At 72.4% G+C, this 25708-nt stretch carries 26 protein-coding genes; 10 read left to right on the top strand and 16 right to left on the bottom strand.

The genetic code is table 11. The features are described 5' to 3' along the window. Positions 1-383: 383 nt before the first annotated feature. Positions 384-1211 (bottom strand): 3'(2'),5'-bisphosphate nucleotidase CysQ, encoded by an 828-nt coding sequence (locus BM430_RS07700; protein WP_093566675.1) that lies wholly within the window; start codon positions 1209-1211, stop codon positions 384-386. 392 nt (positions 1212-1603) lie between these two features. Between BM430_RS07700 and BM430_RS07705 the strand changes: the two genes are divergently transcribed. Then, complete coding sequence (locus tag BM430_RS07705; RefSeq protein WP_093566676.1) at positions 1604-2137, top strand: DUF6101 family protein; 534 nt, start codon at positions 1604-1606, stop codon at positions 2135-2137. 40 nt (positions 2138-2177) lie between these two features. On the opposite strand, the gene ubiA is transcribed toward BM430_RS07705, so the two are convergent. Next, positions 2178-3119: a 4-hydroxybenzoate octaprenyltransferase gene (gene ubiA / locus BM430_RS07710; protein WP_093566677.1), complete on the bottom strand. Its 942-nt coding sequence runs from the start codon at positions 3117-3119 to the stop codon at positions 2178-2180. Positions 3120-3159: 40 nt separating this feature from the next. Next, positions 3160-3645, bottom strand: coding sequence for a hypothetical protein (locus BM430_RS07715; protein ID WP_093566678.1), 486 nt, complete (start codon positions 3643-3645; stop codon positions 3160-3162). A gap of 258 nt (positions 3646-3903) precedes the next feature. On the opposite strand from BM430_RS07715, the gene BM430_RS07720 reads away from it, so the two are divergent. Beyond that, complete coding sequence (locus tag BM430_RS07720) at positions 3904-4665, top strand: 16S rRNA (uracil(1498)-N(3))-methyltransferase (RefSeq protein ID WP_093566679.1); 762 nt, start codon at positions 3904-3906, stop codon at positions 4663-4665. 156 nt (positions 4666-4821) lie between these two features. Then, positions 4822-5958, top strand: a complete 1137-nt coding sequence (locus tag BM430_RS07725; RefSeq protein ID WP_093566680.1) for a carboxylate-amine ligase — start codon at positions 4822-4824, stop codon at positions 5956-5958. Between the two features lie 220 nt (positions 5959-6178). On the opposite strand, the gene BM430_RS07730 is transcribed toward BM430_RS07725, so the two are convergent. From BM430_RS07730 to BM430_RS07740, 3 genes are all read right to left on the bottom strand, one after another. Further along, positions 6179-6571 (bottom strand): VOC family protein, encoded by a 393-nt coding sequence (locus BM430_RS07730; RefSeq protein ID WP_093566681.1) that lies wholly within the window; start codon positions 6569-6571, stop codon positions 6179-6181. A gap of 77 nt (positions 6572-6648) precedes the next feature. Next, positions 6649-7485: a factor-independent urate hydroxylase gene (pucL, locus tag BM430_RS07735; RefSeq protein WP_093566682.1), complete on the bottom strand. Its 837-nt coding sequence runs from the start codon at positions 7483-7485 to the stop codon at positions 6649-6651. A gap of 27 nt (positions 7486-7512) precedes the next feature. Then, positions 7513-8913 (bottom strand): nucleobase:cation symporter-2 family protein, encoded by a 1401-nt coding sequence (locus BM430_RS07740; protein ID WP_093566683.1) that lies wholly within the window; start codon positions 8911-8913, stop codon positions 7513-7515. A gap of 265 nt (positions 8914-9178) precedes the next feature. On the opposite strand from BM430_RS07740, the gene rnhA reads away from it, so the two are divergent. Further along, complete coding sequence (gene rnhA / locus BM430_RS07745; RefSeq protein WP_093566684.1) at positions 9179-9886, top strand: ribonuclease HI; 708 nt, start codon at positions 9179-9181, stop codon at positions 9884-9886. Positions 9887-10133: 247 nt separating this feature from the next. Here the strand turns inward: rnhA and BM430_RS07750 are convergent, their stop codons facing one another. The 5 genes from BM430_RS07750 to BM430_RS07770 form a co-directional block, all read right to left on the bottom strand. Further along, on the bottom strand, positions 10134-12452 hold the full coding sequence (locus BM430_RS07750) for an MHYT domain-containing protein (protein ID WP_093566685.1): 2319 nt from the start codon (positions 12450-12452) through the stop codon (positions 10134-10136). A 165-nt stretch (positions 12453-12617) separates the two neighbouring features. After that, a complete protein-coding gene (locus BM430_RS07755) occupies positions 12618-13661 on the bottom strand; it encodes an aldo/keto reductase (protein ID WP_093566686.1) in 1044 nt (347 codons plus the stop codon). Between the two features lie 156 nt (positions 13662-13817). Continuing rightward, entirely contained in the window at positions 13818-14978 is a 1161-nt protein-coding gene (locus tag BM430_RS07760) for a GGDEF domain-containing protein (RefSeq protein WP_093566687.1), read from the bottom strand. Between the two features lie 180 nt (positions 14979-15158). Then, the gene (locus BM430_RS07765; RefSeq protein WP_093566688.1) at positions 15159-16871 is read right to left on the bottom strand and encodes a heparinase II/III family protein; all 1713 of its coding nucleotides are present in this window, start codon (positions 16869-16871) and stop codon (positions 15159-15161) included. Between the two features lie 206 nt (positions 16872-17077). Then, positions 17078-18427: an RsmB/NOP family class I SAM-dependent RNA methyltransferase gene (locus BM430_RS07770; protein WP_093566689.1), complete on the bottom strand. Its 1350-nt coding sequence runs from the start codon at positions 18425-18427 to the stop codon at positions 17078-17080. Positions 18428-18598: 171 nt separating this feature from the next. Here BM430_RS07770 and BM430_RS07775 point away from each other — a divergent pair, with 171 nt between their 5' ends. The 3 genes from BM430_RS07775 to BM430_RS07785 all read left to right on the top strand — a co-directional run bounded on the left by BM430_RS07775 (position 18599) and on the right by BM430_RS07785 (position 19623). Further along, positions 18599-18805, top strand: coding sequence for a DUF1674 domain-containing protein (locus BM430_RS07775; RefSeq protein WP_093566690.1), 207 nt, complete (start codon positions 18599-18601; stop codon positions 18803-18805). Between the two features lie 25 nt (positions 18806-18830). Continuing rightward, positions 18831-19205, top strand: coding sequence for a PH domain-containing protein (locus tag BM430_RS07780; RefSeq protein ID WP_093566691.1), 375 nt, complete (start codon positions 18831-18833; stop codon positions 19203-19205). 79 nt (positions 19206-19284) lie between these two features. Next, positions 19285-19623 (top strand): cupin domain-containing protein, encoded by a 339-nt coding sequence (locus BM430_RS07785; RefSeq protein ID WP_093566692.1) that lies wholly within the window; start codon positions 19285-19287, stop codon positions 19621-19623. Positions 19624-19627: 4 nt separating this feature from the next. Here BM430_RS07785 and BM430_RS07790 read toward each other — a convergent pair whose 3' ends face one another. The 4 genes from BM430_RS07790 to BM430_RS07800 form a co-directional block, all read right to left on the bottom strand. Continuing rightward, positions 19628-20134, bottom strand: coding sequence for a L,D-transpeptidase (locus BM430_RS07790; RefSeq protein WP_093566693.1), 507 nt, complete (start codon positions 20132-20134; stop codon positions 19628-19630). Between the two features lie 197 nt (positions 20135-20331). Then, the gene (locus BM430_RS07795; RefSeq protein WP_093566694.1) at positions 20332-20694 is read right to left on the bottom strand and encodes a DUF2794 domain-containing protein; all 363 of its coding nucleotides are present in this window, start codon (positions 20692-20694) and stop codon (positions 20332-20334) included. A 400-nt stretch (positions 20695-21094) separates the two neighbouring features. After that, positions 21095-21247, bottom strand: a complete 153-nt coding sequence (locus BM430_RS34615; RefSeq protein WP_177302973.1) for a hypothetical protein — start codon at positions 21245-21247, stop codon at positions 21095-21097. A gap of 143 nt (positions 21248-21390) precedes the next feature. Continuing rightward, on the bottom strand, positions 21391-21636 hold the full coding sequence (locus BM430_RS07800; protein WP_093566695.1) for a hypothetical protein: 246 nt from the start codon (positions 21634-21636) through the stop codon (positions 21391-21393). 249 nt (positions 21637-21885) lie between these two features. Here BM430_RS07800 and BM430_RS07805 point away from each other — a divergent pair, with 249 nt between their 5' ends. The 3 genes from BM430_RS07805 (at position 21886) to BM430_RS07815 (ending at position 25079) form a co-directional block, all read left to right on the top strand. Then, positions 21886-22479, top strand: coding sequence for a ribonuclease HII (locus tag BM430_RS07805; protein ID WP_093566879.1), 594 nt, complete (start codon positions 21886-21888; stop codon positions 22477-22479). 138 nt (positions 22480-22617) lie between these two features. After that, entirely contained in the window at positions 22618-24216 is a 1599-nt protein-coding gene (locus tag BM430_RS07810) for an acyl-CoA synthetase (RefSeq protein ID WP_093566880.1), read from the top strand. Continuing rightward, complete coding sequence (locus BM430_RS07815; RefSeq protein WP_093566696.1) at positions 24213-25079, top strand: PCC domain-containing protein; 867 nt, start codon at positions 24213-24215, stop codon at positions 25077-25079. Before BM430_RS07810 ends, BM430_RS07815 begins: the two co-directional genes overlap by 4 nt. Here BM430_RS07815 and BM430_RS07820 read toward each other — a convergent pair. Continuing rightward, positions 25048-25620 (bottom strand): GNAT family N-acetyltransferase, encoded by a 573-nt coding sequence (locus tag BM430_RS07820; RefSeq protein ID WP_093566697.1) that lies wholly within the window; start codon positions 25618-25620, stop codon positions 25048-25050. The two genes, BM430_RS07815 and BM430_RS07820, sit on opposite strands and share 32 nt — an antisense overlap. Positions 25621-25708 lie beyond the last annotated feature (88 nt).

Consider the following 25708-nt stretch of genomic DNA (forward strand, 5'->3'; position numbering starts at 1 on the left):
CGCCGCCGCTTGAGGAGCGGCGGGACGCGACCTTCGGTGAGCAAGGAGCTGTAAGCACGGCCAAGGCCAGAGCAGGATGAGGGACCTGGGACCAGGACACTCCGCCACGTCATCGCGCGTCACAGCGCGTCGGGATGTTGGGAGCCTGGTTCTTCGCAAGGAACGCTTGTGCGCACCCCTTGGTGGCCCGCCGTCGTCCTCGTCGCATCAACCGCGGCGGCACGACGGCATCAGAGGCCGGATACATGACTGCTCCTGAACCGACTGGCTCAAACCGATGCTCACAAACCCTTGCGAAACGGGGGCCGTCCATACATGACATTCTGGGCTTCATTCACCGTCGAGGCGAGCAAGACTTCCGACTGCGAAAGTACGGCAGCCGCTCAAGCCAACCCCGCCAGCACCACCTCCCGCAACCCCTGCGGCAGCGCCACCAGCTCGCCGTGGATCGGCTCGCGCCGGTTGTAGACCGGAACGCGGCCGTCGAGGCCCAGCACGGCACCTCCCGCCTCGCGCAGGATCAGGTCGGCCCCGGCGAGGTCCCAGTCGCGGGCATCCGACGAAACCAGCCCGACATCGACCAGCCCTTCCGCCACCCGCACCAGGCGCAAGGCCAGCGACGGGATGCGGGGCAGGCGTACCAGCGCGCCCGGCGTGCCGGTGAGCCCGCTCTGGCGCTCGAGCCGGTCGGCCATCGGCTTCGGACCGGTGACCCGGGCGCCGGCCACGGCCACCTGAGCGGAGACCCGGATCGGCACCCCGTCCTTCGTCGCCCCCTCCCCCGCCACGGCCTCGTAGAGGGTCGCGGTGACCGGCGCGGCCACGTGGCCGAGCACCGGCTCGCCACGGGCCAGCAGCGCCACGGCGATCGACCAGTCCGGATCGCCCGACAGGAAGGCCCGGGTGCCGTCGATCGGGTCGACGATCCAGACGAGGTCGTGGGCGAGGCGGATCGGATCGTCGCGGGTCTCCTCCGAGAGCCAGGCGGCGCCGGGAATCAGCTCGCTCAGGCGCACCTTCAGGAAGGCGTCCACCGTGACGTCGGCTTCCGTCACCGGCGAGCCGCCGGCCTTGCTCCAGACCCGGGCGCTGGTTCGCTCGCCCTGCCGGAAATACGGCAGCGCCAGCAGGGCCGCCTCGCGGATGATCGCCCGGACCTGAGGCAGGAGATCTTCGGGCAGGAGCGCGCGCACGTCGTCGGGGAGAGGCATGGTCGGCCGCCGAAGGTTCGAGGAGGAGTGCCCAGCGGACCCGCGGCGGGCACGGGGGAGCCGGAGCAAGATCGAGTCCCACAATCGACTCCGTTGTAGGCGCCCCCACCTGAGCCCACAAGGACGCCGCGGCCGGCCTACGGCGGCACCGATGCCGCATTGTCTTAGCGAAGCGTTTCGCACCGCCCGGGGGCCATGTACTGGCGGTGAACGATAAATGAATCGGGTCGGGACAAGGATCCGTTGAGCATTCGACGCATCTGCCTCGCCACAACCATCGCTTAACGCTGCCTTTTAAGGCGTTCTGAGCCGGGGGCGGTCCAAAGTCGTGACATCAGCGGACGACACGACAGAGGTCGCCGCCTCACGCGAACAGGGCGTCGAGCAGATCCATGGTCACCAGATTCCCCTCTTCGAACCGCCGCTCCTCGAACGGCATGGCCGCCCGCCGCGACCTCGGGCTCCCGGTCATCCACCGCGGCCCGGTCCAGGCCGAGCCGTCGGCGCTGCCGATCGTCGGCCGCCTGCCCGGCGCCAGCGCCGCCGGCAGCCTCGCCCTCTGCCTCGACGGCGACGCCAGCGACGCCGCCGGGGAGGACCGCTTCGCCGTGACCCTGCTCGACCGCAGCGGCGATCCGGTGATGCGCCTCGGCATCTGGGGTGACGACGAGGTGGTGGCGGTGTGGCGTCGGCTCGGCGCCGAATCGGGCCTGCCCCTGGTGGTGATCCAGGAGGACGGCGCCGTCTCCCCGATGGGCGAGCAGATCGGCCGGGTGAAGCTCGGCGCGGTGCGCATCCGCCGCCGGCACGGCCTGCTGGCCCATCGCCGGCCGCGCTTCCTCACCCGCCGCAAGACCGGCAGCCTGCCGCTGCGCCCGCTGGTCTACCGCGACGAGGCGCTGATGACCGAGGGCGGCGGCGTCTGAACGCTCACACGAGTTCTTGCGCTCCCATGAGCCTTTGCGCTCACATGAGACCTTGCCAGAGCGCGTCGAGGGCGAGGCCGCAGAACAGGATCAGCCCCGCATCCCGGTTGCTGCGAAACAGCTGCAACGCCTCCGCGCCGTCGCGCGGATCGAGCCGCCCGACCTGCCAGGCGAGGTGGCCGGCGAACAGCGCGAGACCGGCGAGACCGATCGGCCCGGCCCCGGCCCCGGACAGGGCGAGGCCGATGAACAGGACGCAGGCCAGGAAGCAGCCCGCCACCGCGAGCCGCACCCGCGTGCCGAAGAAGCGGGCCGAGGACTTGATGCCGGCGATCTCGTCGTCCTCGATGTCCTGCACCGCGTAGATCGTGTCGTAGCCGATCACCCACGCGATGGCGCCGGCGTAGAGCCAGTAGGCCGGGGCGTCGAGGCGGCCGAACTGGGCGACCCAGCCCATGAGCGCGCCCCACGCGAAGGCGAGGCCGAGCACCAGTTGCGGCACCGGCATCACCCGCTTCATGAACGGGTAGATCGCGACGGGCGCGAGCGAGGCGATGCCGACCAGGATCGCCGTGGTGTTGAATTGCAGCAGCACCGCGAGGCCGACGAGGGCCTGCGCCACAAGGAAGACCAGGGCGTGGCGCACGCGGATTCGCCCGGAGGGCAGCGGCCGCAGGCGGGTGCGCTCGACGCGGGCGTCGAGGTCGCGGTCGGCGATGTCGTTGTAGGTCGAGCCCGCCCCGCGCATCGCCACCGCCCCGACCAGGAACAGGACGAGGTGCCACAGGCTCGGGCCCGGCTGCCCCGCCGCGACCGCGGCGAGCGCCGCAGACCACCAGCACGGCAGCAGCAGGAGCCACCAGCCGATCGGCCGCTCGATGCGCGCGAGGCGCAGATAGGGGCGGAACGCCTCGGGGGCGTGCCGGTCCACCCAGTGCCCGGTGACCGCGTCGGCGACCGGACGATCGGGGGCAGAATTCATGCGCGGGCGTGACAGACCGGAACCGTCATCGGCGCCCGGCTCACAGCGCGCCCTGCGGCACCCGGAAGCTGCCGGTCAGGCCCGGCCCGCCGAGGAGGCCGCCGCCGCCCCCGCCCTGCTGCTGCTGCGCCGCCATGGCGCGGGCCTTCTTCTCCATCGCCGCCTGCTGCACCGCCGCCTGGCAGACCTTGGTCCGCAGGGACGAAACCCGGCCGTGATCGGCCTTGAAGCCCTCGACGAAGGAATCCGGGATCGAGCACCAGTCCTTGTTGGCGGAGATCCACTTCAGGCCCTCGGTGCCGTTGGATTGCAGCCTGGTGAACAGGCTGCAGGCGGCGGCCGCGGTGATCTTCGCCTTCTTGCCCTGCGAGGCGGCGTTGACCTTGCCGACGATGTCCTTGCGCTCGGTCAGGGTCTTCTGGATCGCGGCGCAGTCGGCGCCCTGGGCCCGGGCGGCCCCGCCGAGGAGCGTCGCGCCGAGCAGGCTTCCGGCCAAAGCCGCCACGGTCACACGCATGCGAGTCATCTCCCAACCCCCCAAAGCTCCGGCCCCGAACTGTCTGGCCTCTCGCCGGCCCGGCCGCATTCTCGGCGGCACGCCCGGCATAGTGAAGAATTCCGTGCCGCTCCCGGCCTCGTAGCGCTTTCTGCACAGGAATGTGGCGCCATCGTGCGGGGGGCGGGTCCCGGTGGCGGATCGGGCCGCGGTCGCGAGGCCCTGTTGCGCAGAGGCCACAGGCCGGACGATTGACATCCCGCCCCCATCTCGGCGAGCAGGGCGGCCATGGCGGCCTACGATTTCAACGCTCCCCGGCTCTTCCTCGACATCCCGATGCATGAGGGCGCGCGGCATACCCTCGACCGGGCGCAGGCCAATTACCTGCTCTCGGTGCTGCGGCGCGACGCGGGCGAGCCGGTCCTGGTGTTCAACGGCCGCGACGGCGAGTGGCGGGCCGAGATCGCGCCCACCGGCCGCAAGGCGGCGGACCTGGTGCTGCGCGCGCAGACCCGGCCCCAGACACCGGCGGGCGACCTGCACTACCTGTTCGCCCCGCTCAAGGCGGCGCGCCTCGACTACGTCGCCCAGAAGGCGGTGGAGATGGGCGCGAGCCTGATCCACCCGGTGGTGACCCGGCGCACGCAAGGCGACCGGATCAAGCTCGACAAGCTGCGGGCCAACGCGGTCGAGGCCGCCGAGCAGTGCGGGATCCTGAGCCTGCCGGAGATCCGCGAGCCTGCGCCGCTGGCCGAGGCGATCGCCGGGCTCGCGCCGGAGCGCCTGCTGGTGTTCTGCGACGAGGACGCCCCCGTCGCCGATCCGGTTGCGGCCCTGCGCCAGGCCGTTCCCGGGAACGGCACGGTTCCGCTGGCCGTTGTGATCGGACCGGAGGGAGGGTTCACGCCGGAGGAGCGCGCCCTGATCGGAGACCGTCCCCACACCGCCCGCCTCTCCCTCGGCCCGCGGATCCTGCGCGCCGACACCGCCGCCGTGGCGGTGCTCGCCCTGGTCCAGGCCGTGCTCGGCGACGGGCGGGCGGGAGCGTGACGGCGGGGGCCTGATCCGCCCCGTGAAGCGGCGCAGTCGGTCGGGCTCGCGCCGCAATTCTGAGAGCTGATAACCGAGCCGCCCCGCGGCCGTCGGCCGACTGGAGGCCGGCGGTCGTCGGCGCGTCGCGGCCCGCTGTTGCCGGAGGTGTTGCGTATGCGAGCGGATTTCGACGTCTGCCTCGAGGAGGAGGTGTTCATCAACGATGCGGGCAAGCGCGACGCCGCCCGGGCCCGCACCCGCGATTTCCTGGCCGCCTGCCGGGCCGGATACCCGCAGGTGCGCACCGAATTGATGGAGCCGCAGCTGGTCTGGTCGACCGCGCCGGCGAGCGACCTCGGCGCGGCGCGCCAGGCCCTCGCCTCCCTGCGCAGCGGCCTCGGCGCGCTCGCCTCCGCCCGCGGCCTCGCCCTGATGGCGTCGGGCACCCACCCCCTCGCCCAGTGGAGCCGGGTGCGCCCCCGCGACCAGGCCGCCCAGGGCCGGGTCCTGCGCGACCTCCAGATGGTCGGCAGCCGCAACGTGGTCTGCGGGCTCAGCGTCGGGGTCGGCGTGCCGGTGGGCGTGTCGCGGGTCGACCTGATGAACCGGATGCAGCCCTATCTCGCCCTGCTGCTGGCGCTGTCGACCTCGTCGCCGTTCTGGCAGGCGCAGCGCACCGGTCTCCTCGGCTACCGCCTTGCCGCCGCGCGGGAACTGCCCCGCAGCGGCCTGCCGCCGCTCTTCCGCGACGAGGCGGATTACGCCCGCTACCTCGACACGGTGATGGGCGCCGGGGCCCTCGACGATCCGCGCCACGTCTGGTGGGTGATCTGCCCGTCCCCGACGGGGCCCGGCCTCGACCTGCGCATCGCCGACAGCTGCACCCGCCTCGACGACGCGCTCGCCATCGCGGCGCTCTACCGCTGCCTGGTGCGCCGCCTCGCCCGGGAGCCCGAGCGCCACCGCGACCTCACCGGCGCCTCGCAGGCGATCGCGGCGGAGAATTGCTGGCGGGCGCAGCGCTACGGCATCCACGGCAGCTTCGTCTGCGAGACGACGCGCGAAGCGCATCCAGTGGCGACGGTGCTCGCCGAGACCCTCGCGCTGGTCGCCGAGGATGCGCGGGCGCTGGCTTGCGAGGCCGAGCTCGACCTCGCCCGCTGGATCGTCGCCCGCGGCACCAGCGCCGACCGCCAGCTCGCCCTGTTCACCGAGGCGCAAGGACGCGGTCTGCCGCCGAGGGAGGCGCTGGCCGAGGTGGTGGACTGGCTCACCGCCGAGACGGTGGGGGCGAACCCGACGCGGCATTGAGAGCCTGCTTGAGCCAACCCCCAGTCTTGACCTCCTCCCCGTCATTCCAGGGCCGCGAAAGCGGAGCCCGGAATCCAGAGCCGCGGATGGTCGAGGATAAAGCGGATACCTATCCGCCTCGTTCTGTACGAACTGAGTGTCTGGATTCCGGGCTCCGCTCCGCGGCCCCGGAATGACCCGGAGGGTGGAGAGATCTTGAGAAAGTCAGATTGGCTCTGAGTCAGTCGCAAGCTACGTGGCAGACGGCCTCGATGTTGTAGCCGTCCGGGTCGATCACGAACGCCGCGTAGTAATTCTCATGGTAGCGCGGGCGCAGGCCGGGGCGACCGTTATCCACGCCGCCCGCCGCGAGCGCGGCGGCGAAGAAGGCGTCGACGGCCGCGCGCGACGATGCGCTGAAGGCGAAATGGATCTGTGGAGCGGGGGGAGCGCCCACGGCGATCCAGAAATCGCCACCGGGATCGCGCGATCGTCCCTTGCCCGCGGCCACGCCGAACCCGACCGCGGCGGCCCCGTCCCGCGTCACGGCGTAGCCCAAGGGCGCGAGCGCCGCGGCGTAGAAGCGCCGGCTCCGGTCGAGGTCGGACACGTCGACGGCGAGATGGTCCAGCACGCGTCCGACTCCCTGCGCGCGGAGGCGATGCCGCGTCGCTCAAGTCCCGGCGGGCGGCTACGGCGGCACGTCGCGCCTCACCGCCCCACCGTACACTCGATCTGCCCGTGCGGCTCGTCGGTCGCGACGAACACCTGGTTCGGGTTGTCGAGGCCGAACGGGGTCAGGTTCGCCAAGAGGTAGTGCTTGTTCGGGCAGGCGAGCGTGATCGTGGCGATCTCCGGCACCGCCTCGAGCGCGGCCGTGCCCATGCGGTAGAGGCTGTCCTGCAGGCTGTGGCTGTAGCTGCCGGAAAACACCCGCAGCAGCGTGTCGAGGATGCGGGCGTTGGCGGCCTCGTAACCGGCGGGCTCGGAGGCCCAGAGCCAGGACGCCTCCATGCTGGTGGCGGCGATCCGGTCGTGGGTCTCGGGGATCGTGGTGTAGGGATCCTTGACGTAGTTGGCCCAGCCCGATTCCGTGCTCTTCAGGAAGGTGAAGCCCGACAGGCCCGATTCCACCACCGCGCCCGTGCGGGACAGCTCCACCCGGGCGAAGGGCTGGCCGTTGCCGTCGAGGGTGAAGGTGTGGGGATGCGCCGCCCCGTCGACGGAGAACCGGTTCCACCGGGTCTCGTGGCCGGTGACGGTGGCCGTCTCCATCTGCGGGTAGCTGTCGAGCAGGCGTTGCGCCACCGCGCGGCAGAACGCCTCCGCCGGCAGATCCGGGCATTCGCGGGCGACGACGTAGACCACGTTCTTGATCGTGTCGGTCGAGACGGTGTCGCGGTTGTCGGCGTGGGTGAAGGTGCGGTCGAAGGCGCCGGTCAGCATCGCCTTGACGGTCAGCTCGCGCACCTCGTGCCGGTCGCCGGCGCGGTGGACGCGCATCACCCGCACCCGGCCCTTGCCGTAGGTCTTGTGCAGCAGGGTCATGGGTTCCTCGTGCGATGAAGAGGGATCTCAGACGTGTTCGGCGGCCGCCGCCGCGGCGGAGGCGTCCCGCCCCGCCTGCTCGGTGCTGCCCACGCCGTTGAAGAAGGCGTTGAGCACGACCGCGGCGATCGAGGCGAGCAGGATGCCCGATTCGAGCAGCGGGTGCAGCGCGTGCGGCAGGTTGCGGAAGAAGGTCGGCGCCACCAGCGGGATCATGCCGAAGCCGACCGCGATCGCCACCACGAACTGGTTCTTCGGCTGGCCGCGGAAATCGACGCCCGTGAGGATGCGCGCCCCGGTGGCCGCCACCATCCCGAACATCACGAGCCCGGCGCCGCCGAGCACCACCTGCGGCACCGCCTCGACCAGGGCGGCCATCTTCGGCAGCAATCCGAGGGCCAGCATGATCACCCCGCCCGCCACCGTGACGAAGCGCGAGCGCACCCCGGTCACCCCGACGAGGCCGACATTCTGGGAGAACGAGGTGTAGGGGAAGGTGTTGAAGATACCGCCCAAGAGCGTGCCGAGCCCGTCGGCCCGCAGGCCCCGCGCCAGGTCCTTCTGCGACACCGGCCGGCCGGTGATCTCGCCGAGCGCCAGGAACATCCCGGTCGATTCGATCATCACCACGATCATCACGACGCACATCGTGGCGATCGGCACCAGATGGAACTGGGGCCAGCCGAAATGGAACGGCAGGACGGGGGCGAACCAGGGCGCCGCCGCGACCTTGTCGAGATGCATGAGTCCCAGGAACGCCGCCAGCACCGAGCCGGCGACGATGCCGGCGAGCACCGCGACGTTGGCGAGGAACCCCCGGCCCCAGCGGATCAGGGCGAGGATCGTCAGCAGCACCATGAAGGCGATGCCGAGGCCGCTTCCTTGCGCATAGTTCGGGTTCGGGACCGCGGCGGGCACGCCGTCGACCATCTTCGTCAGCGTCGGCTGGCCGCCGCCGGCCCAGTTGATGCCGACCCGCATCAGCGAGATGCCGATGACCAGGATGATGGTGCCGGTGACGACCGGCGGAAAGAGCGGCAGCAGGCGGCTGACGAAGGGCGCGACCAGGAGGCCGAAGATTCCGGCGGCGATCACCGAGCCGTAGATGCCGAGGAGCCCGATCCCGGGCGTCGCCGCCATCGACAGCATCGGGCCGACCGCCGCGAAGGTCACGCCCATCATCACCGGCAGGCGGATCCCGACGCCCGGCAATCCCGCCGACTGGATCAGGGTCGCAAGGCCGCAGGCGAACAGGTCGGCGCTGATCAGGAAGGCGACCTCTTCCGGCGGCAATCCGAGCGCCCGGCCGATGATCAGCGGCACCGCGACGGCGCCGGCATACATCACCAGCACGTGCTGCAAGGCCAGCGGCACGAGGCGGGCCGGCGGCAGCATCTCCTCGACGGCGTCGGCGGGATCGACTGGCATGGGGCGCGTCTCTTCTTGGCGGTCCGAGGGCGGCGCGGGCGGGCCGACTGGACGCTCCCCTGCGTCGCGCCGGCGCCTCATCATCGCGCATCCTGGGGTCACCGCAAGCGCCGTGCCACCGCAAGCGCCGTGCCAGGGCCCGCCCGGGTTGCGCGGGCGCGCGCCTGGGTATTTGTTCACCATTCCGGGCCGACACTGCCCGTGCGGCCGGCACCCCGATTCGGGGGACGGCCGCGTTCCGTTTGACGTTCAGGCAAAGGCAGCCATGCGAACCATCGTGTATGCCGACGGCGGCTGCGATCCCAATCCCGGCCCGGGCGGCTGGGGCGTGGTGATCGAGGCGCCGGAGGGCACCGTCGAGCTGTGCGGGGGCGATCCGCAGAGCACCAACAACCGCATGGAATTGACCGCGGCGATCCGGGCGCTGGAGTATTTTCCCGAGGGCGCGGCGATCGAGATGCGCTGCGACAGCCAGTACGTGATCAAGTCCGTCACCGAGTGGATCCGCGGCTGGAAGCTCAAGGGCTGGCGCACCACCACCGGCCCGGTGAAGAACGTCGAGCTGATGCAGCGCCTCGACGAGCTTGCGGCGCGGCGCGACGTGCGCTGGGTCTGGGTGAAGGGCCATGCGGGGCATGCCGGCAACGAGCGCGCCGACCGGCTGGCGGCGCAGGGGCGGCGCCAGGGCCTCGGCCTGCCGCCCCGGCCCGACATCGCGCCGGCCAAGGTGTCCGATAAGGCGCCGGCTGCCTCCGTGGCCGCCCCGTCCGCTCCCCTGCCGGAGCCGGCGCCCCGCGGCACCTCGATCCCCGTGGACGGGGCGCTCGGTCTGCGCCTCTCGCGCGCCGCCAAGCAGGCCGGCACGACGCCGCAGGCCTATGCCGACGAGGTCCTGCGCCTCGCGCTCGATCTCGGGCCCGAGGGGCTGGCGCTGCTGCGCGACGCCAAGGCGCGGAAGATGCCGGCGGCGTGAGCCGAAGGCCGTCGCCGCCTTCGCGGCACAGCACCCTCGCTGGCCGCACCGTGTCCACCACACAGGGTCATCCCGGGGCCGCGCAGCGGAGCCCGGGATCCAGAACCGCAGGTGGTGCAGTGTCGAGCGGAGATCTGCCCGCTTTTTCCTGCACGTTCAGAGGCTCTGGATTCCGGGCTCTCGCCTTCGGCGAGCCCCGGAATGACGCGGTGAATGTCAGTACAGTGGAGCAGGTATTTTTCGCCCCTCACGCACTCTTCGGGAACGGCACCACGGTATCGTCGGCCGCCCCCGCATTCCCTCGCACCACCGCCTCGATCATCCGGGCGAGCGTCGCCTGGTCGTAGGGCTTGGCGAGCCGCGGCAGGCGGGCGGCCTCGTCGGGGCCCGCCTCGGCGGAGCCGGCGAAGTCGGCGTAGCCGGTGGCGAGGATCACCTTGAGGCCGGGCCGCTCGGCGGCGATGCGGGCGGCGAGCTGAAGACCGGTCATCTCCGGCATGGCGTGGTCGGTGAGCACCAGGTCGAGGGTGCGGGCGCGGCGCATCAGCTCCAGCGCCTCCTGGCCGGAGCGGGCCTCGATCACCCGGTGGCCGAGATCCTCCAGCATCGCGGCGCTGTTCTCGAGCACCAGGGGATCGTCGTCCACGACGAGGACGACCTGCGGCGCGACGCTCCGGGGATAGGCGCGGCGGGCGGGCGCCTCGTCCGGCGCCGCGGCGATCCCCGGCGCCGCCACCGGCAGCCAGATCTCGGCGGTGGTCCCGGCGCCCGGGCGGCTGCGCAGCACCAGGCGGCCATGCGATTGCGCCGCCAGGCCGTGCACCATCGAGAGGCCGAGGCCCGTGCCGCGGCCGACGCCCTTGGTGGTGAAGAACGGCTCCTGCGCCCGGGCGAGCGTCGCCTCGTCCATGCCGGTGCCGGTATCGGTGACCGCGAGGCAGAGCATCGGGTCGCCCGCCCCGTCCCCCGGCTCCAGCCGGGCCGCGACCGTGACGGAGCCGCCCTCCGGCATCGCGTCGCGGGCATTGACCACGAGGTTGAGGAGCGCGAGCTCGAGCTGGTGGGCGTCGACCAGGGCCGGCGGCAGGCCGACGGGAAACCGCGTCTCGATTCGGATTCCCGGGCCGATCGAGCGCTGCAGCAGGTCGGTCATGTCGCGCACCAGCCGCGCGAGGTCGACCGAAGCCGGCTTGAGGTCCTGGCGCCGGGCGAAGGCGAGCATCCGCTGGGTCAGGGCCGCGCCGCGCTCGGCGCCCTGCACCGCGTTGTCGAGCAGGCGCAGCATGCGGGGATCGTCGGGCAGGCGTTTGCGCAGCAGTTCGAGGCTGCCCAGCACCGCCATCAGCAGGTTGTTGAAGTCGTGGGCGACGCCGCCGGTGAGCTGGCCCACCGCCTCCATCTTCTGCGCCTGGGCGAGGGCTCCTTGCGCCCGCTCCAGAGCCTCCTGGGCGCGCTTGCGCTCGGTGATGTCGCGGGTGACCTTGGCGAAGCCGACGAGCCGGCCGTCCTCGCCGACGATCGGGTCGATGACGACGCTGGCCCAGAACCGCGTGCCATCCCGGCGCAGCCGCCAGCCCTCGGCCTCGAACTTGCCGCTCTCCGCCGCGGTGGCGAGCGCACGGGCCGGCACGCCCGCCGCCCGATCCTCCGCGGTGTAGAAACACGAGAAGTGCCGGCCCACGATCTCGCCGGCCTCGTAGCCCTTGATCCGGCGGGCGCCGGAATTCCAGTTCGCCACCACCCCGTCGCGGTCGAGCATGAAGATCGCGTAGTCGGTCACGCTCTGGAGGAGCAGGCGGTAGCGCTCCTCGCTGGCGCGCAGGGCCGCGGCCTCGCGGGCGGCGCGCTGGGAGACCCGGCGGTCGATCGCGGCGGCCAGCAGCGCGAGGGTGAAGACCAGGAAGGTCACCGCCGTGACGCCGACGGCGAGGCGGACCTGGTCGACCCCCACCCCGGCATGGTCCACACCGGGGGCGTGCGAGACGTGCAGGCCCTGCATCGCGGCGTAGTGCATGCCCGCGATGGCGAGCCCCATCGCCCCGGAGGCCGCGACCCGCAATAGGAGCCCGGTCTCGCCCAGCGCCAGCCGGATCGCCACCGTGGCGGCCCCGACGGCGATCAGCACCGAGGCGAAGGTCCAGGCCGGGTCGTAGTGGAGGGCGGCCGGCAGCCGCATCGCCGCCATGCCGGTATAGTGCATCGAGGCGATGCCGAGCCCGGTCACCAGCCCCGCCGCGACGATGCTGCCCGGTCCGGCGCCCGGCCTGCGGGCGACGGCGAGGCCGAAGGCCGTCACGACGACCGGAAGCGCGAGGGAGAGCAGCGTCAGGCCGAGATCGTAGGTGACTTCGAGGCCCGGCAGACGGAAGGCCAGCATCGCCACGAAGTGCATCGACCAGACGCCGCCGCCGAGCACCAGGGCGGCGGTCATCAGCCAGGCCCACCGGGCCCAGCCCGCCGCGGCCTTCATCCGGCCCGCCAGATCCAGCGCCACGAACGACGCCAGCATCGCGATCGCGACCGACAGGGCGACGAGGACGGGATCATGGACGCCGGCATGCGCCATTCGGGGACCTCGGGAATCGCTTGAGACCGCTGCCGGACCGGGGCGGTCCAACCCCCGGCTGGGCCGGGGGATACGAACCGTCTCTCATACCGCAGCTTGTCCGCCCGCGCGATGCGCGAAACGGGCGGTGCACCGCCGGATCCGGTTATCCGGCGGTGTGAGGCACTACCAGCTGGTCGGCTTCGGGTTGCGCTCGTCGAAGCCCTTCTGGTGCCAGTAGGGGTAGATCGGCGTCTCGTGGCTCGCCGCGTCGAGGCGGGCGATCTGGGCGGGGTCGAGGGTCCAGCCGACGGCGCCGAGATTCTGCTTCAGCTGCTCCTCGTTGCGGGCGCCGACCACGATGTTGGCGACGGTCGGGCGGCTGAGCAGCCAGTTGAGCGCCACCTGCGCCACGCTGCGCCCGGTCTCGGCGGCGAGTTCGTCGAGGACGTCGACGACCCGGAACAGGGCCTCGTCGGCGACCGGCGGTCCGCCCTCGGCACCGCCCGACGCGATGCGCCCGCTGGTATTGGCGCCGCGGCGGATCTTGCCGGTGAGCCGGCCCCAGCCGAGCGGGCTCCACACCATCAGGGCGACGCCCTGGTCGAGGCCCAGCGGCATCAGCTCCCACTCGTAGTGGCGGCCGACCAGCGAGTAGTAGCCCTGATAGGCGACGTAGCGCGCCAGCCCGTAGCGCTCGGAGGTCGAGAGCGCCTTCATCAGCTGCCAGCCGGAGAAATTCGAGGCGCCGATATAGCCGATCTTGCCCGCCCGGACGAGGTCGTCGAGGGCGCGCAGGGTCTCGTCGACGGGGGTGAGCGCGTCGAAGCCGTGCATGAAGTAGACGTCGATGTGGTCGGTGCCGAGGCGCTTCAGGCTCGCCTCGCAGGCGCGCACGAGGTGGTAGCGCGAGGAGCCCAAATCGTTCGGACCTATGTCGTTCGGCCCCTCGCCCATCGGGAAGGTCGCCTTCGTCGAGATCAGCGCCCGGTCGCGCTTGCCCTTCAGCGCCTGGCCCAGGATCTCCTCGGAGGCGCCCTGCGAGTAGATGTCGGCGGTGTCGAAGAAGTTGACGCCGGCGTCGAGGCACAGGTCGACCATCCGGCTCGCCTCGGCGACGTCGGTCTGGCCCCAGCGCTGGAAGAACTCGTTGCTGCCTCCGAAGGTGCCGGTGCCGAGACTGAGAACCGGAACCTTGAGGCCGGAGCGGCCGAACTGCCGATAGTCCATGGGGCGAGCCCTCATCTGGCGCCGGGCGCAGGCCCGGGCGGGGTGCGATGGGGATGTCTTAGGCGCCGATCAAGCGACGACAACCCGGGTCGGCGCCGGGTGGGCCTGCGTCCGATGTCTGACGCTTCCCCGCTCGGAGAGGAGGGGTGGACCGCCTCACGCCACCTGCCGCAGCTCCGGCGCCGCGAGCTCCACCCGGTCCCGCCCCTGCGCCTTGGCCTGGTACAGCGCCCGGTCGGCGAGGCCGAGCAGGGCTTCGAAGCCGGCACCACCCGGATCGCCGGCGCTCCTGGCGACCCCGACGCTCACCGTGACCGCGAGGCCCGGCGCCGGACCGGGGCGCATCGCCGCCACGGCGAGGCGCACGGTCTCGGCGGTGGCCGCCGCCTCGGCGGTGCCGGCACCGGGCAGCAGGCAGGCGAATTCCTCGCCGCCGAGGCGCCCGAACGCCGCCCCCGCGGGCAGGACCCGGCGGGCGGCGGCGCAGAAGCCGATCAGGACCGCGTCGCCGACGGCGTGGCCGAACGTGTCGTTGACCCGTTTGAAATGGTCGAGATCGAACAGCAGCAGGGCGCAGGGCCCGGTCGCGAGCGCGCGGCGGGCCTCCGCCGCCAGCGCCCGGCGGTTGGCGATGCCGGTGAGCGGGTCGGTCTCGGCGGCGCGGCGCTGCTCGGCCTCGAGGCGCTCCTTGGCCATCGCCATGAACAGCACCGAGACCGCCACCGTGTAGAGCAGGGCGACGAAGGACAGGACCGCGACCCAGTAGGTCTGCTCCGGGGTGCCGGTCGGCGGTGCCGGCAGGACCAGGGTCGCGGGAATCCGCACCCATAGCAGCAGCGCCTCGCTGGCGAGCAGGATCGCCGCCGGGGCCCGCGACGGCAGCCGCTCGCCGCGATGGTGCCAGAGGGTGCGGGCGGCGAGCGCGCAGGCGAGGCCGGCGACGGCCGAGGACAGGATCACCCGGGCGCCGAGGGAGGCGTAGAAGGACGGCACCAGGCAGGCGGCGAGCCAGACGAGCGGGCCGGCGGCGATCCAGGGCAGCGGGACGCGCCGCCCCTCGAACGAGCGGGCGCCGCCCCAGATCAGCCCGTAGGCCCCGAGCATCACCGCGTTGGCGAGGCCGATCGACAGCCAGTCCGGGATGATGCCGCGCAGGCCGAACAGCGTGACCGCGGCGGCGCCGACGAGCTGGGCGGCGCCGAGGAAGCCCAAAGCCCGGGTCTGCCGGGCCTGGCTCCAGGACAGAAGGTACAGCGCGCCCATCACGACCATCACGAAGACGGTCACGGTCACCAGGGTCGGCGCGTCCAGCTTCATCCCGTGGGTCCCGCCTCGCCGACTCGGTCCCGATGTGTAGCACGGCCGGTGCCTGAAGAATGCTCATTCAGGACCGCGAAACCCTCAAATGGGTGAGAGACGAAGAAAAATATCGACCGGCGCGGTGGACTAAAAGCTAACAGATGGGCTCAACCCGCCGAGTTCACGACGCCGTCCTGCTCAGTCCGGCAGGCGGCGGAAGCGCCAGGCCACCCGGGTGCCGTCGGCGGCGGTGAGGTGGAGGACGATCTGCTCGGTGCGGCGGGCGCCGTTGAGGGCGGCGAAGAACACGCTCTCCTCGATCACCGGGTCGATCTCGTCGGCCTCGAACAGCCAGGGTGCGCCGGCCCCCGCGAGCCGCACGCCGCGCCCCACCCGGCTCGCCCGCACGCTCGGGTGGAGATGGAAGCGGATCGCCGCCTCGGCGGGACCGCCCCGGCCGGCGGCATCGCGCACGAAGCCGTCATGGCCCTCCAGCAGGGCGCCGTCGGGATGCAGGCGCCAGCGCCGCTCGTGGAGGAGGCCGAGCGTCGGGGCGTAGCCGTCGTGCCGGGCCGCGAGCACGGCGGCGCCGGCCGCGTCGGAGCCGCGCTCGACCGTGACCTCGGCCGGCCCGCGCACGACGATCGGCCCCATCCGGCGCTTCAGCCAGGCGGCGAGCGGATGGATCACGCTGGGCTGCGGCAGAGCGAGGAAGCGGCAGGAGGAGGAATCGGCGAGGCAGACGGTGGAGTGGGCGGCGGTGGTGCGGGCGAGCTCGCGCATCTCCTCGCCGGTTGCCGGCATGCCGCAATTCACCACCAGCCGCTGCGGGCCGCAGGACAGCTCGAAGGACAGGCAGCCGGCCCCGGCCGCGGCCGAGTAGGCCGGCGGCGGGACGGCGCCGATATCGGCCACCACCAGGGTGCCGCCCCCGCCCTCGAGGCGGGCGTAGCCGGTGTGCGGCGCGTGCATCAGGGGTTTGGCCAGCGCGCCGTCATAGACCAGCAGGGTGGCGAGCTGGTCGGCAGCGGTCGCCCCCATCCCGTTGTGGTGTCCGAGCGAGGCGTCGCCGTGGCGCAGGAGGCGCAGGAGCGGCAGCATCCGGTCGATGGCGTTGAGCAGCGCCTCCGGCGGGGCGATGTCGCGGCTGAGAAAACTCTGGCGCAGGGGCAGGAGGTCGAGGAGCAGGTCCTTGGCGAAACCCGGGTCGCGGCTGCGATGGCCGCCGTCGGGCAGGATCTGGCGCGTCAGCTCGCGGTGGAGGAGCCGGGTGCCCCGGCGCAGGACCGGCTCGAAGCCCTCGCAGCACAGGCCCGCATAGGCGAGCGCCACCGCGGCGACGAGCCGGTCGCGGGGCATGATCCCGCGGCGCAGCGCCCGGTCGAGGCTGCGGGTCGAGCGGCCGATCAGCTTCAGGAAGGCCTGGTAGAAGGCGTGGTCGGCCCCCTCCAGCACCAGGGGCGACTGGCACAGGAGCGAGATCAGCCGCCGCGCCACCACGGCCGGGCGCTGCGCCAGGTCCTGGTCGCCGCGGCCGGCCATGAAGTCCTGCACGAAGGCGCGGGCGTTTGAGCGCGACAGCGCGCTCTCGGCGGCGCGCAGGTGGCGCAGCCAGCCGAAGCCGTAGAGCTCCTCGCCCCATTGGGGCGAGGGCGGCGCGAAATCGAACGGCGAGCGCCCGCCGGTGGCGAGCGCCCGGCCGGCGAAGACGAACAGCCCGGCATAGATGTCGGCCGCGATGGTCGCGTCGCTGGTGCGCAGGTCCTGCGGCGCGATGACGAGGCCGGTCGGGCGCAGGCGGGCCAGCGCCGAGGGGCGCGAGGTCGCGCGCACGGCCGCACCCCGCAGGACGCGCCCCGCCTCGTGCCCGACGAGCCGGTAGAATCGCCAGCGGTCAGGCCCCCAACCCACGCCACCTCCTGCACAAGCACTTTCCGACGAAGCGGAGACCGGTCCGTCGAAGAAAATGCGGCACACTCGAAGACCGAGGGCACCGCCCGAGCGCCGCGCGATCGGGCGGTGCCCTCGGAGGCCGGTGTCGGGCGGCCGCTCCCGTCAAGGAATGGTCAAGGATCATCGCGGGGTCAAACCGTCGGATCGCCCCGTGAACAGGTTCCTCACGCGGCCTTGCGCTCCAGCCGCACGGCGTAGAAGCCGTCGAGTCCGCCGCGGCCCTCCTCGGGCCAATGCGACGGCAGGGTGCGCAGGTCGCCCGACGCGGTGACGAGGGCGGAATCGCCGACCTCCTCGGGCGCGATCGGGCGGCGGACGAAGTCCGGGTGGCGCTTGAGGAAGGCTTCGGCCTGCGCCTCGCCCTCCTCCGGCTCCAGCGAGCAGGTGCAGTAGACGAGGCGCCCGCCCGGGCGAACCAGCCGTGCCGCCTTGTCGAGGAGCCGGGTCTGGAGCCCGGTGAGGCGCAGGAGGTCGCCCTCGCGCTTCGACCAGGCGACGTCCGGGTGGCGCCGCACCGTGCCGGTGGCGCTGCACGGCGCGTCGAGCAGCACCGCGTCGAAGGGCTGGTCCTCCGGCAGCGTCAGCGCGTCGACGGCCCGGACCTCGGCCGAGAGCCCGAGCCGGGCGAGGTTCGCCTCAAGCCGGCGCAGGCGCGGGGCCGAGCGGTCGACCGCCACCACCTCGGCGCCCGCCGCGGCGAGCTGGGCGGTCTTGCCGCCCGGCGCGGCGCAGAGGTCGGCGACCCGCTCGCCCGGCCGCACGCCGAGGAGATGGGCCGGCAGCGCCGCCGCGGCATCCTGCACCCACCAGGCGCCGTCCTGAAAGCCCGGCAGCTCCGGCACCGGGGTCCGGGCATCGTCGAGGCGCAGGCTCAGGGAGCCCGGCAGGCGCCGGCCGTCGAGGCCTTCGGGGAGCGGAGTCCCCGGGCGCAGGGTCAGGTCGAGTCCCGCCCCGCGGGCATGGGCGGCCGCGATGGCGCGGGCGGTCTCCTCGCCGTAGGCGGCGATCCAGCGCCGCGCGAGCCAGCCCGGCGTGTTGAGGTGCAGGGGATCGGCGTCGCCCTCCTGGCGGATCGCGTCGCGCTCGCGGACGATCCGGCGCAGGACCGCGTTGGCGAGGCCGGCGAGGTGCTGCAGGCCGGGCTCCGCCTTGGCGAGGCGCACCGCCAGGTCGACGGCGGCGTGGTCCTGGACGTTGAGGTAGAGAATCTGCGCCGCGCCGGTCGCGAGCAGCGCGACGAGGTCCGGCTGGTCCTCCGGCAGGCCCTTGGCCAGGCGCCGGTCGAGCGCGTGGAAGATCACCCCGAGATGCCGGAACGTCGCGGTGGCGATGGCGCGGGCGAGGCCCGCATCCTGGGGCGACAGGGCTGCGCGGTGGACGACCGGCTCCATCGCGTCCTCGAGCGCGGTGCCGCGGTTCTTGCCGAGCAGGTCGGCCACGATCCCCCAGGCGAGGCGCCGCGCCGGCAGGCCGGCGACCTCCGGTCCCGCTGCCCCGTTTTGCTGTCCGTCCATCCTCACTCCGCCGCGCCGCTCGCGCGGATCTTCAGGCCCGATGCGGACCCGATCTTGACGCTGCCGCCCGCGCCCTCCACCTCGGAGGAACCGGCGGCCTTCGCTCCCCGGGGTGGCATCCGGCCGCCCGAGATGCAAGCGCCGCGATGGGAAGGTATCGAGAGTCGACCGATGAGCGAGAGCGAGGCCCCTGCCCCCGGGACCAGGACCCTGTCGCCGGCCGCGCAGCGCGCGCTGGCCGAGGCCGAGGCCCGGCGGGCCGCGATCGACGCCCGGGCCGAGGAGATCCGGCGCGAGCGCGAGATCAACGGGCGCGGCGGGCTGGAGCCGGTGCGCTACGACGATTGGGAAGTGAAGGGCCTGGCGACCGACTTCTGAGAGGCGATCTTAAGGGGAGGACCGGATGGGATTGCTCGACGGCCTGCTCGGCCACGGCAGCGACGTGGCGCCGGAGGCGGTGGCCCAGGAACTCGACGGGATGCTGATCCCGGGCGAGACGGTGCAGGTGGCGTTCCGGGTGATCCGCGACCTGATGGTCTTCACCGACCGGCGGATGATCCTGGTCGACAAGCAGGGGCTGACCGGCCGCAAGGTCTCCTACCTCACGGTGCCCTACCGGGCGATCACCTCGTTCTCGATCGAGAATGCCGGCAGCTTCGACGTCGATTCGGAATTGACGATCTGGGTCTCGGGCCGGCCCGACCCGATCTCCCGCACGCTCAAGCGCGGGGCCGACATCCGCGGCATCCAGCGGGCGATCGCCGCGACGCTGCGGTGACGACGCTGCGGTAACCTCCGGGAACGCCCGCCACCCGCTCCCGTTGGGGTCGCGAGACGTCCCCGACAGGAGCAGGATCATGGGCGACACGACGATCAAGAAGGTGTCCGGCGGGCAGTCGCCGCAGGGGCCGGACGGCCAGCGCTACCTGGCCTCCGGCAAGCACGTCGCGATGCGGCTGTGGGTCGACGAGCCGCCGACCGACGACAAGCCGAGCGCCGCCCGCGACTACGAGACGGTCGGCTACGTGATCTCGGGCCGGGCCGAGCTGGTGGTCGAGGGCCAGACCGTGCGGCTGGAGCCGGGCGATTCCTGGCTGGTGCCCGCAGGCGCGCAGCACACCTACCGCATCCTCGAGACCTTCACGGCGGTCGAGGCCACCTCGCCGCCCGCGCAGGTGCACGGGCGCGAGGGCTGACCTTTCAGCGCGTCACCACCACGGTGGCGCCGACCTGGACGCGGCCGTAGAGATCGGCCACGTCCTGGTTGTACATGCGGATGCAGCCATAGGACGCGAAGGTGCCGATCGAGCCCGGCCGGTTGGTGCCGTGGATCGCGTACTCGCCCCGGTCCAGGGTGAGAGCCGCGGCGCCCATCGGGTTGCTCGGCGAGCCGCCGGCGATCACTTCCGGCAGGCGGGGATTGTCCCGCTTCACCTCGTCGGGCGGCGACCAGGCCGGCCGGAGATATTTTCCGTCGATGCGGGCGTAGCCGGTCCATTGCTTGCCGGCCTTGCCGACCGCGACCGGATAGCGGATCGCCGTCCCGTCGCCGTTGATGAAGTACAGCCGCCGCTCGGCGGTCCGCACCACCACCGTGCCGGCCTCCGCCGCCGCGTCGAAGGCGACCAGTTCTCGCGACGCGGCCGGTCCGGCCGCCATCGTCGCCGCGACGACCATCGCCGCGGCCCATCCACTCTGCTTGTGCATCCCTGCGGTCCTCGAGCGTGACCTTGTCAGCCCCGTGATAATCCGCCGGGAAACCTGTCGTTCCGGTTGGCAAAGATGCTTGCCGGGGGGTGAAGAGCGGGGTGGCGCGCGGGAGCGTTAAGGAACGGTGTGCACCGCAACCTCAACCCTCCCCCGCAGAGGGGGGAGGGGCGGCGAGCGGCGCACCCTCTCGATCGTCACACCACCCGGAGCGGCTTCTCGAGCACCCGCAGCACCTGCGCCAGGTCGTGGCCGCGCTTCAGGATGCGCCCGGTCTCGGCGATCACCGCGTAGGCGCCCTGGCGCCGGGCGAGGCGGGGGTCCTTCTCGATGCGGTAGAGCGGCCGCTCGGAGGTGCGGCGGTGGATGGCGAACACCGCCTTCTCGCGGGTGAAGTCGATCGTGTAGTCCCGCCACTCGCCCTCGGCGACCATCCGGCCGTAGAGGTTCAGGATGATGCGCAGCTCGTCGCGATGGAATGACACCTGCGGGACGGTGCGCGGGAACGGCACCACGTGCGCGCCGGTACTCCGGCTATCGGCCGTCTCTCCTTCGCTCATCGTGTCTCCTGCCTGTCGGGGTGATTCGCGCCTGAAGGGCGCAGCTGTCCGGGGCGGCGGTGAGGAGCCGGCGAACGACCCGGTCCCGACCATGATGGGATGGCGTCAACCGCCCCGCAAGGGTTGCGCCGGAGCGACACTGCGCCGGCAACTCACCGACGCGAGCCGGAAATATGCGAGAAACGGCACGATCGCCCACAAACCGCCACAATCGCGCCGCGCGCCGGCCTTGATGCGCGCGTAAGGGTAAGTCGACCTCATGGCCCGGCCCGCCGGCCGCTCCGGTACCCAGCCCCCCAGCCCCCGCGATGCCGGCGGGCCGGGCCTCCTCCGAGGTTTCGAGACCCAAATGACTTCAGGGCCGCCTCCTCGGAGCGCGGTCCTTTTTTGAGGTCCGGTCTCACGGCTGCATCCACATCTGCGCGGCCTGCGCCTTGGCGCGGGCGACCCTGATGTGGTCGAGGGTCCAGAACCCGATCGTCAGGGCCCCGGCGAGCAGCGCGACGGGGAGGGCGAGCGCCAGGAACGGGCTCTTTCGCGGCGGCGTGGTCATGCATCCTCCTGGTTTCGTCAGATTCCCGGGCTTCGGCCCGGCGGGGTCCCGTGCCCTATGGGAACGCGCCCGGGACGCAAGAGGTGCCAGCGGGGCGCCGATCCGCCAAGAGGCGGGAGGCAGGGGGGGTGTCGAGGGAATCGTTACCCGGCGAGCGGCGCGAAGAAGCAGAACACGTAGGCGCCGCGGTGGCACCAATGGTAGCGCCCGTCCTGGCTCGGCCGCACCTTCGCCATCGGCACGAAGATCCCGTGCGTCTGATAGCCGCCCGGCACCTCGACGGCGTCGGAGACCGGCTCGCAATCCTGGTCGGAGCAGCACTCGTAGGGGTACCAGGAATGCGCCGGCTGGACGAGGGAGAGCGCGGCGACGGCGAGGGCGACCTTCATGGGCGGCGTACCTCCAGCGGCTGAATCCGGACCGAGCGGGACCGGACACCGGGAGCCGCATGCCGCGTGCCAGACGCCGCGAACCCGGCCCGAGCGCGTCATCGACGCGCAGGGCGCGAGGGCCTCCTCCCCGGTCCGGCGCCTCGGTGCGCCTTCATCGGGTGATCATCGCGCCGCGCCGCCCGAAAGGGAACGTCACCGGTTGCATGGGCAGGGATTTCGAAACCGGACCGCGTGCACATCTGCGCGATGCGCCCCTTCGATGCCCGAGACGCCGCCCGCTATCCCGTCCTCATCGGCTGCGACGAGGTCGGCCGCGGCGCGCTCTGCGGTCCGGTGATCGTGGCCGCCGTGCATTTCGATCCGGCCGCCCTCCCCCCCGACCTGCTGGAGTCGCTCGACGACAGCAAGCGCCTCGACGCCGCCACCCGCGAGCGCCTGGCGCCTCGCATCACGGCCGCCGGGCGCGTGGCGCTCGCCGGCGCCTCCCGCGACCTGATCGACCGGATCAACGTGCGCGCCGCCACCCTCGACGCCATGCGCCGCGCCGTCTCCCGCCTCGGCATCGAGGCCGAGGTGGCGGTGGACGGGCGCGACGTGCCCCCCGGGCTGCCCCTGCCCTGCCGGGCGCTCGTCGGCGGCGACCGGCTGGTGCCGCAGATCGCCGCCGCCTCGATCGTCGCCAAGGTGGTGCGCGACCGGCTGATGCGGGCGCTGGCGCTCCGCCACCCGGCTTACGCCTGGGAGCGCAACGTCGGCTACGGCACCGCCGTCCACCGGGCGGCGATGTCGCGCCTCGGCCTCACCCGGCACCACCGGCTCAGCTTCAAGTCGAAGGCGTAAGGCAAAGCATGCACGCCCGGCGCTTCCGCTTCCCGCCCGGAGCGTCGTAAGGTCCCCCCGACGCGCAACGAGCCGAACGGCCGGCGCCGCCAGGGAGGACACCGACGTGACCACGACGACCCCGAGGGCCGCCCGATGATGACCCCGATGTCGCGCCGGGTGATGAACCTCGCCCATTCCCTCACCCAGGCCGCCGCGCGGCACCCGGACCGCCCGGCCATCGTGTGGGGCGAGCGGAGCTGGAGCTGGGCCGAGTTCGACGCCCGGGTCTCGGCGCTGGCCGGCGCGCTCAGGCAGCGCGGGATCGCCAAGGGGGACCGGCTGCTGGTCCATGCCCGCAACGGCAACGCCATCCTGGAGATCATGTACGCGGCGTTCCGGCTCGGCGCGGTGTTCGTGCCGACGAACTTCCGGCTGATGCCCGGCGACGTCGCCTACCTCGCGCAGCAATCGGGCGCGACCGCCTTCCTGTGCCACGCCGACTATCCCGACCACGTCGCCGCCGTGCGCGAGGCCTGCCCGTCCCTGAGCCGCGTCGTCGTCATCGGCGAGGGTCCGGCGCAGGGCGAGGCCTACGAGGACGTGGTGGCGGAGGGCACGGGGCAGTCCGTCGCGAATGCCGGCGTCGAGCACGACGACCCGTGCTGGTTCTTCTACACCTCCGGCACCACCGGCAAGCCGAAGGCCGCCGTGCTGACCCACGGCCAGATGGCCTTCGTCATCACCAACCACCTCTGCGACCTGATGCCGGGCACGGCGCCTGAGACCGACGCCTCTCTGGTGGTGGCGCCGCTCTCGCACGGAGCCGGGGTGCACGCCGTCGCCCAGGTCGCCCGGGCCGTCACCTCGGTGCTGCCCGGCTCCGAGCGCTTCGACGCGGCGGAGGTCTGGGGCCTGGTCGCGCGCCACCGCGTCACCAACATGTTCACGGTGCCGACCATCCTGAAGATGATGGTCGAGCATCCAGCGGTCGACGCCAACGACCATTCCTCGCTGCGCTACATCATCTATGCCGGCGCGCCGATGTACCGCGAGGACCAGAAGCGGGCGCTGCGCACGCTGGGCAAGGTGATCGTGCAGTATTTCGGCCTCGGCGAGGTCACCGGCAACATCACGGTCCTGCCCCCCGCCCTGCACGAGGCCGAGGACGGGCCGGAGGTGAAGATCGGTACCTGCGGCTTCGAGCGCACCGGGATGCAGGTGCAGATCCAGGACCCGGAGGGGCGCGAGGTCGCTGCCGGCGAGACCGGCGAGATCTGTGTCTGCGGTCCCGCCGTCTTCGCCGGCTACTGGGAGAACCCGAAGGCCAATGCCGAGGCCTTTCGCGACGGCTGGTTCCGCACCGGCGACCTCGGCTACCTCGACGCGGAGCGCTTCCTCTACATCACCGGCCGCGCCTCCGACATGTACATCTCGGGCGGCTCGAACATCTATCCGCGCGAGATCGAGGAGAAGATCCTGGCCCATCCGGCGGTGGCCGAGACGGCGGTGCTCGGCGTGCCCGATCCGACCTGGGGCGAGATCGGCATCGCGGTCTGTGTGCCCCGCGAGGGCATGGCGTTGTCCGAGGACGACGTGATGGCGTTCCTGTTCGACAAGGTCGCCCGCTACAAGCTGCCGCGCCGGGTCATCCTGCGCGAGTCGCTGCCGAAATCCGGCTACGGCAAGATCACCAAGAAGATGGTGCGGGAAGAGCTGGAAGCGGCGGGCCTGCTCGGCGAGAAGGCGCAGGGATGAGCGCGCCTCGGACGTCACCCTTCGCCACCCTCGCCCAGCCCGGCCCCGTCCGGCCCGAGCGCTGGCTCGCCTCCGCAGGCAGCCCGATCCATCGCGCCTTCGACCTGGCGCCGGGGCACACGCTCCTCGACGCCGTCGCCGGACCGCTGGCGGAAGCCGGGATTCGGGGCGGCGTGGTGCATCTCACGGGCGGGCGCTTCTCGCCCTTCTCCTACGTGATGCCGGCCCTGTCGTCGGACCCGCTCTTCGCCGCCTATTACAGCGCGACCTTCCGGCCTGAGGGCGAGACCAGGCTGGAGCGGGCGAGCGCCACCTTCGGCGAGCGCGACGGCGCGGGCTTCCTGCACGTCCACGGCACCTGGATCGAGCCCGACGGGCGCCGCCGCGCCGGCCATCTGCTGCCGGCGGAGGTTGTGATCGCCGACCCCGTTCGGGCCGAGGTCTGGGGCACGGCGGAGGCGGCCTGGCGGGTCGTCCCGGATGCCGAGACCAACTTCTCGCTCTTCACCCCGGTCCCGCTGGCGCAGGCGCAGGCCAGCTGCCTCCTCCTGAAGATCCAGCCGAACGAGGAGATCCATGCGGCGATCGAGGCGGCGGCCCGGGCCCACGGTCTGTCCGTGGCGCGGGTGCGCGGCATCGGCAGCATCGTGCGGCCGGCCTTCGCCGACGGGCGGGTGATTCCCACCGATGCCAGCGAGGTGCTGATCCGCGACGGGACCGTGCGGCCGGGGCCGGACGGCCTCCCGGGCGCGCATCTCGACATCGCGGTGGTGGACGTGGCGGGCGACATCCACGAGGGCATCCTGCGCCGCGGCGCCAACGCCGCCTGCATCACGTTCGAGCTATGCCTGACGGCGGAGTGAGGGCGTCGCGCGCGACGGCGTAGACGTGGACGGGTTCGTCGCGGCTGCGGGCTGGGGCGTGGATCACGGTCTCGCACTGGAAGGTCATGCCGCAGGCCCGCATCACCGCGAAGGAGCCGGCATTCTCCGGATGCGCGCTGGCCTCGATCCGGTGGACGTCGAGCCATGCGGCGGCGACCGGGAGCAGGGTCGTCGCCGCCTCGCGCAGGTAGCCGCGGCGCTGATGCGCCTCGCCGAGCCAGTAGCCCAGCGTGGCTGTCCGCGGATCGTCGCGGCTCCGGTGCAGCATGATCCAGCCGAGGAGTTCGCCGCTCTCGCGGGCGGTCACCGCCAGCGAGAGCGCCTGCCCGGCTTCCGCGAGAGTCTGCGCCATGGCGATCCGCTCCCGCGCCATCGCGACGGTGAAGGACAGCGGCCAGGAGGCGAGCCACCGGCTCACCGCCGGGGTCATCAGGGCACTGGTGGCTTCCGCGTCGTCGGGCGCGACGGGGCGGAGGTGGAGGCGGGGGGTGTCGAGGGTGGGTGGTGGCTGGCCGGTCATAAGGGCAGGGTAGCAGACCCTGCCTCTGGGTCAGTGCTGATCGTCTGACGTGTGGGCGGTTAGGTCATGCGGAGACGAGAATGGCGTG

The sequence above is a fragment of the Methylobacterium sp. 174MFSha1.1 genome (assembly GCF_900116815.1).
In the GTDB taxonomy this organism is placed as follows: Bacteria; Pseudomonadota; Alphaproteobacteria; order Rhizobiales; family Beijerinckiaceae; genus Methylobacterium.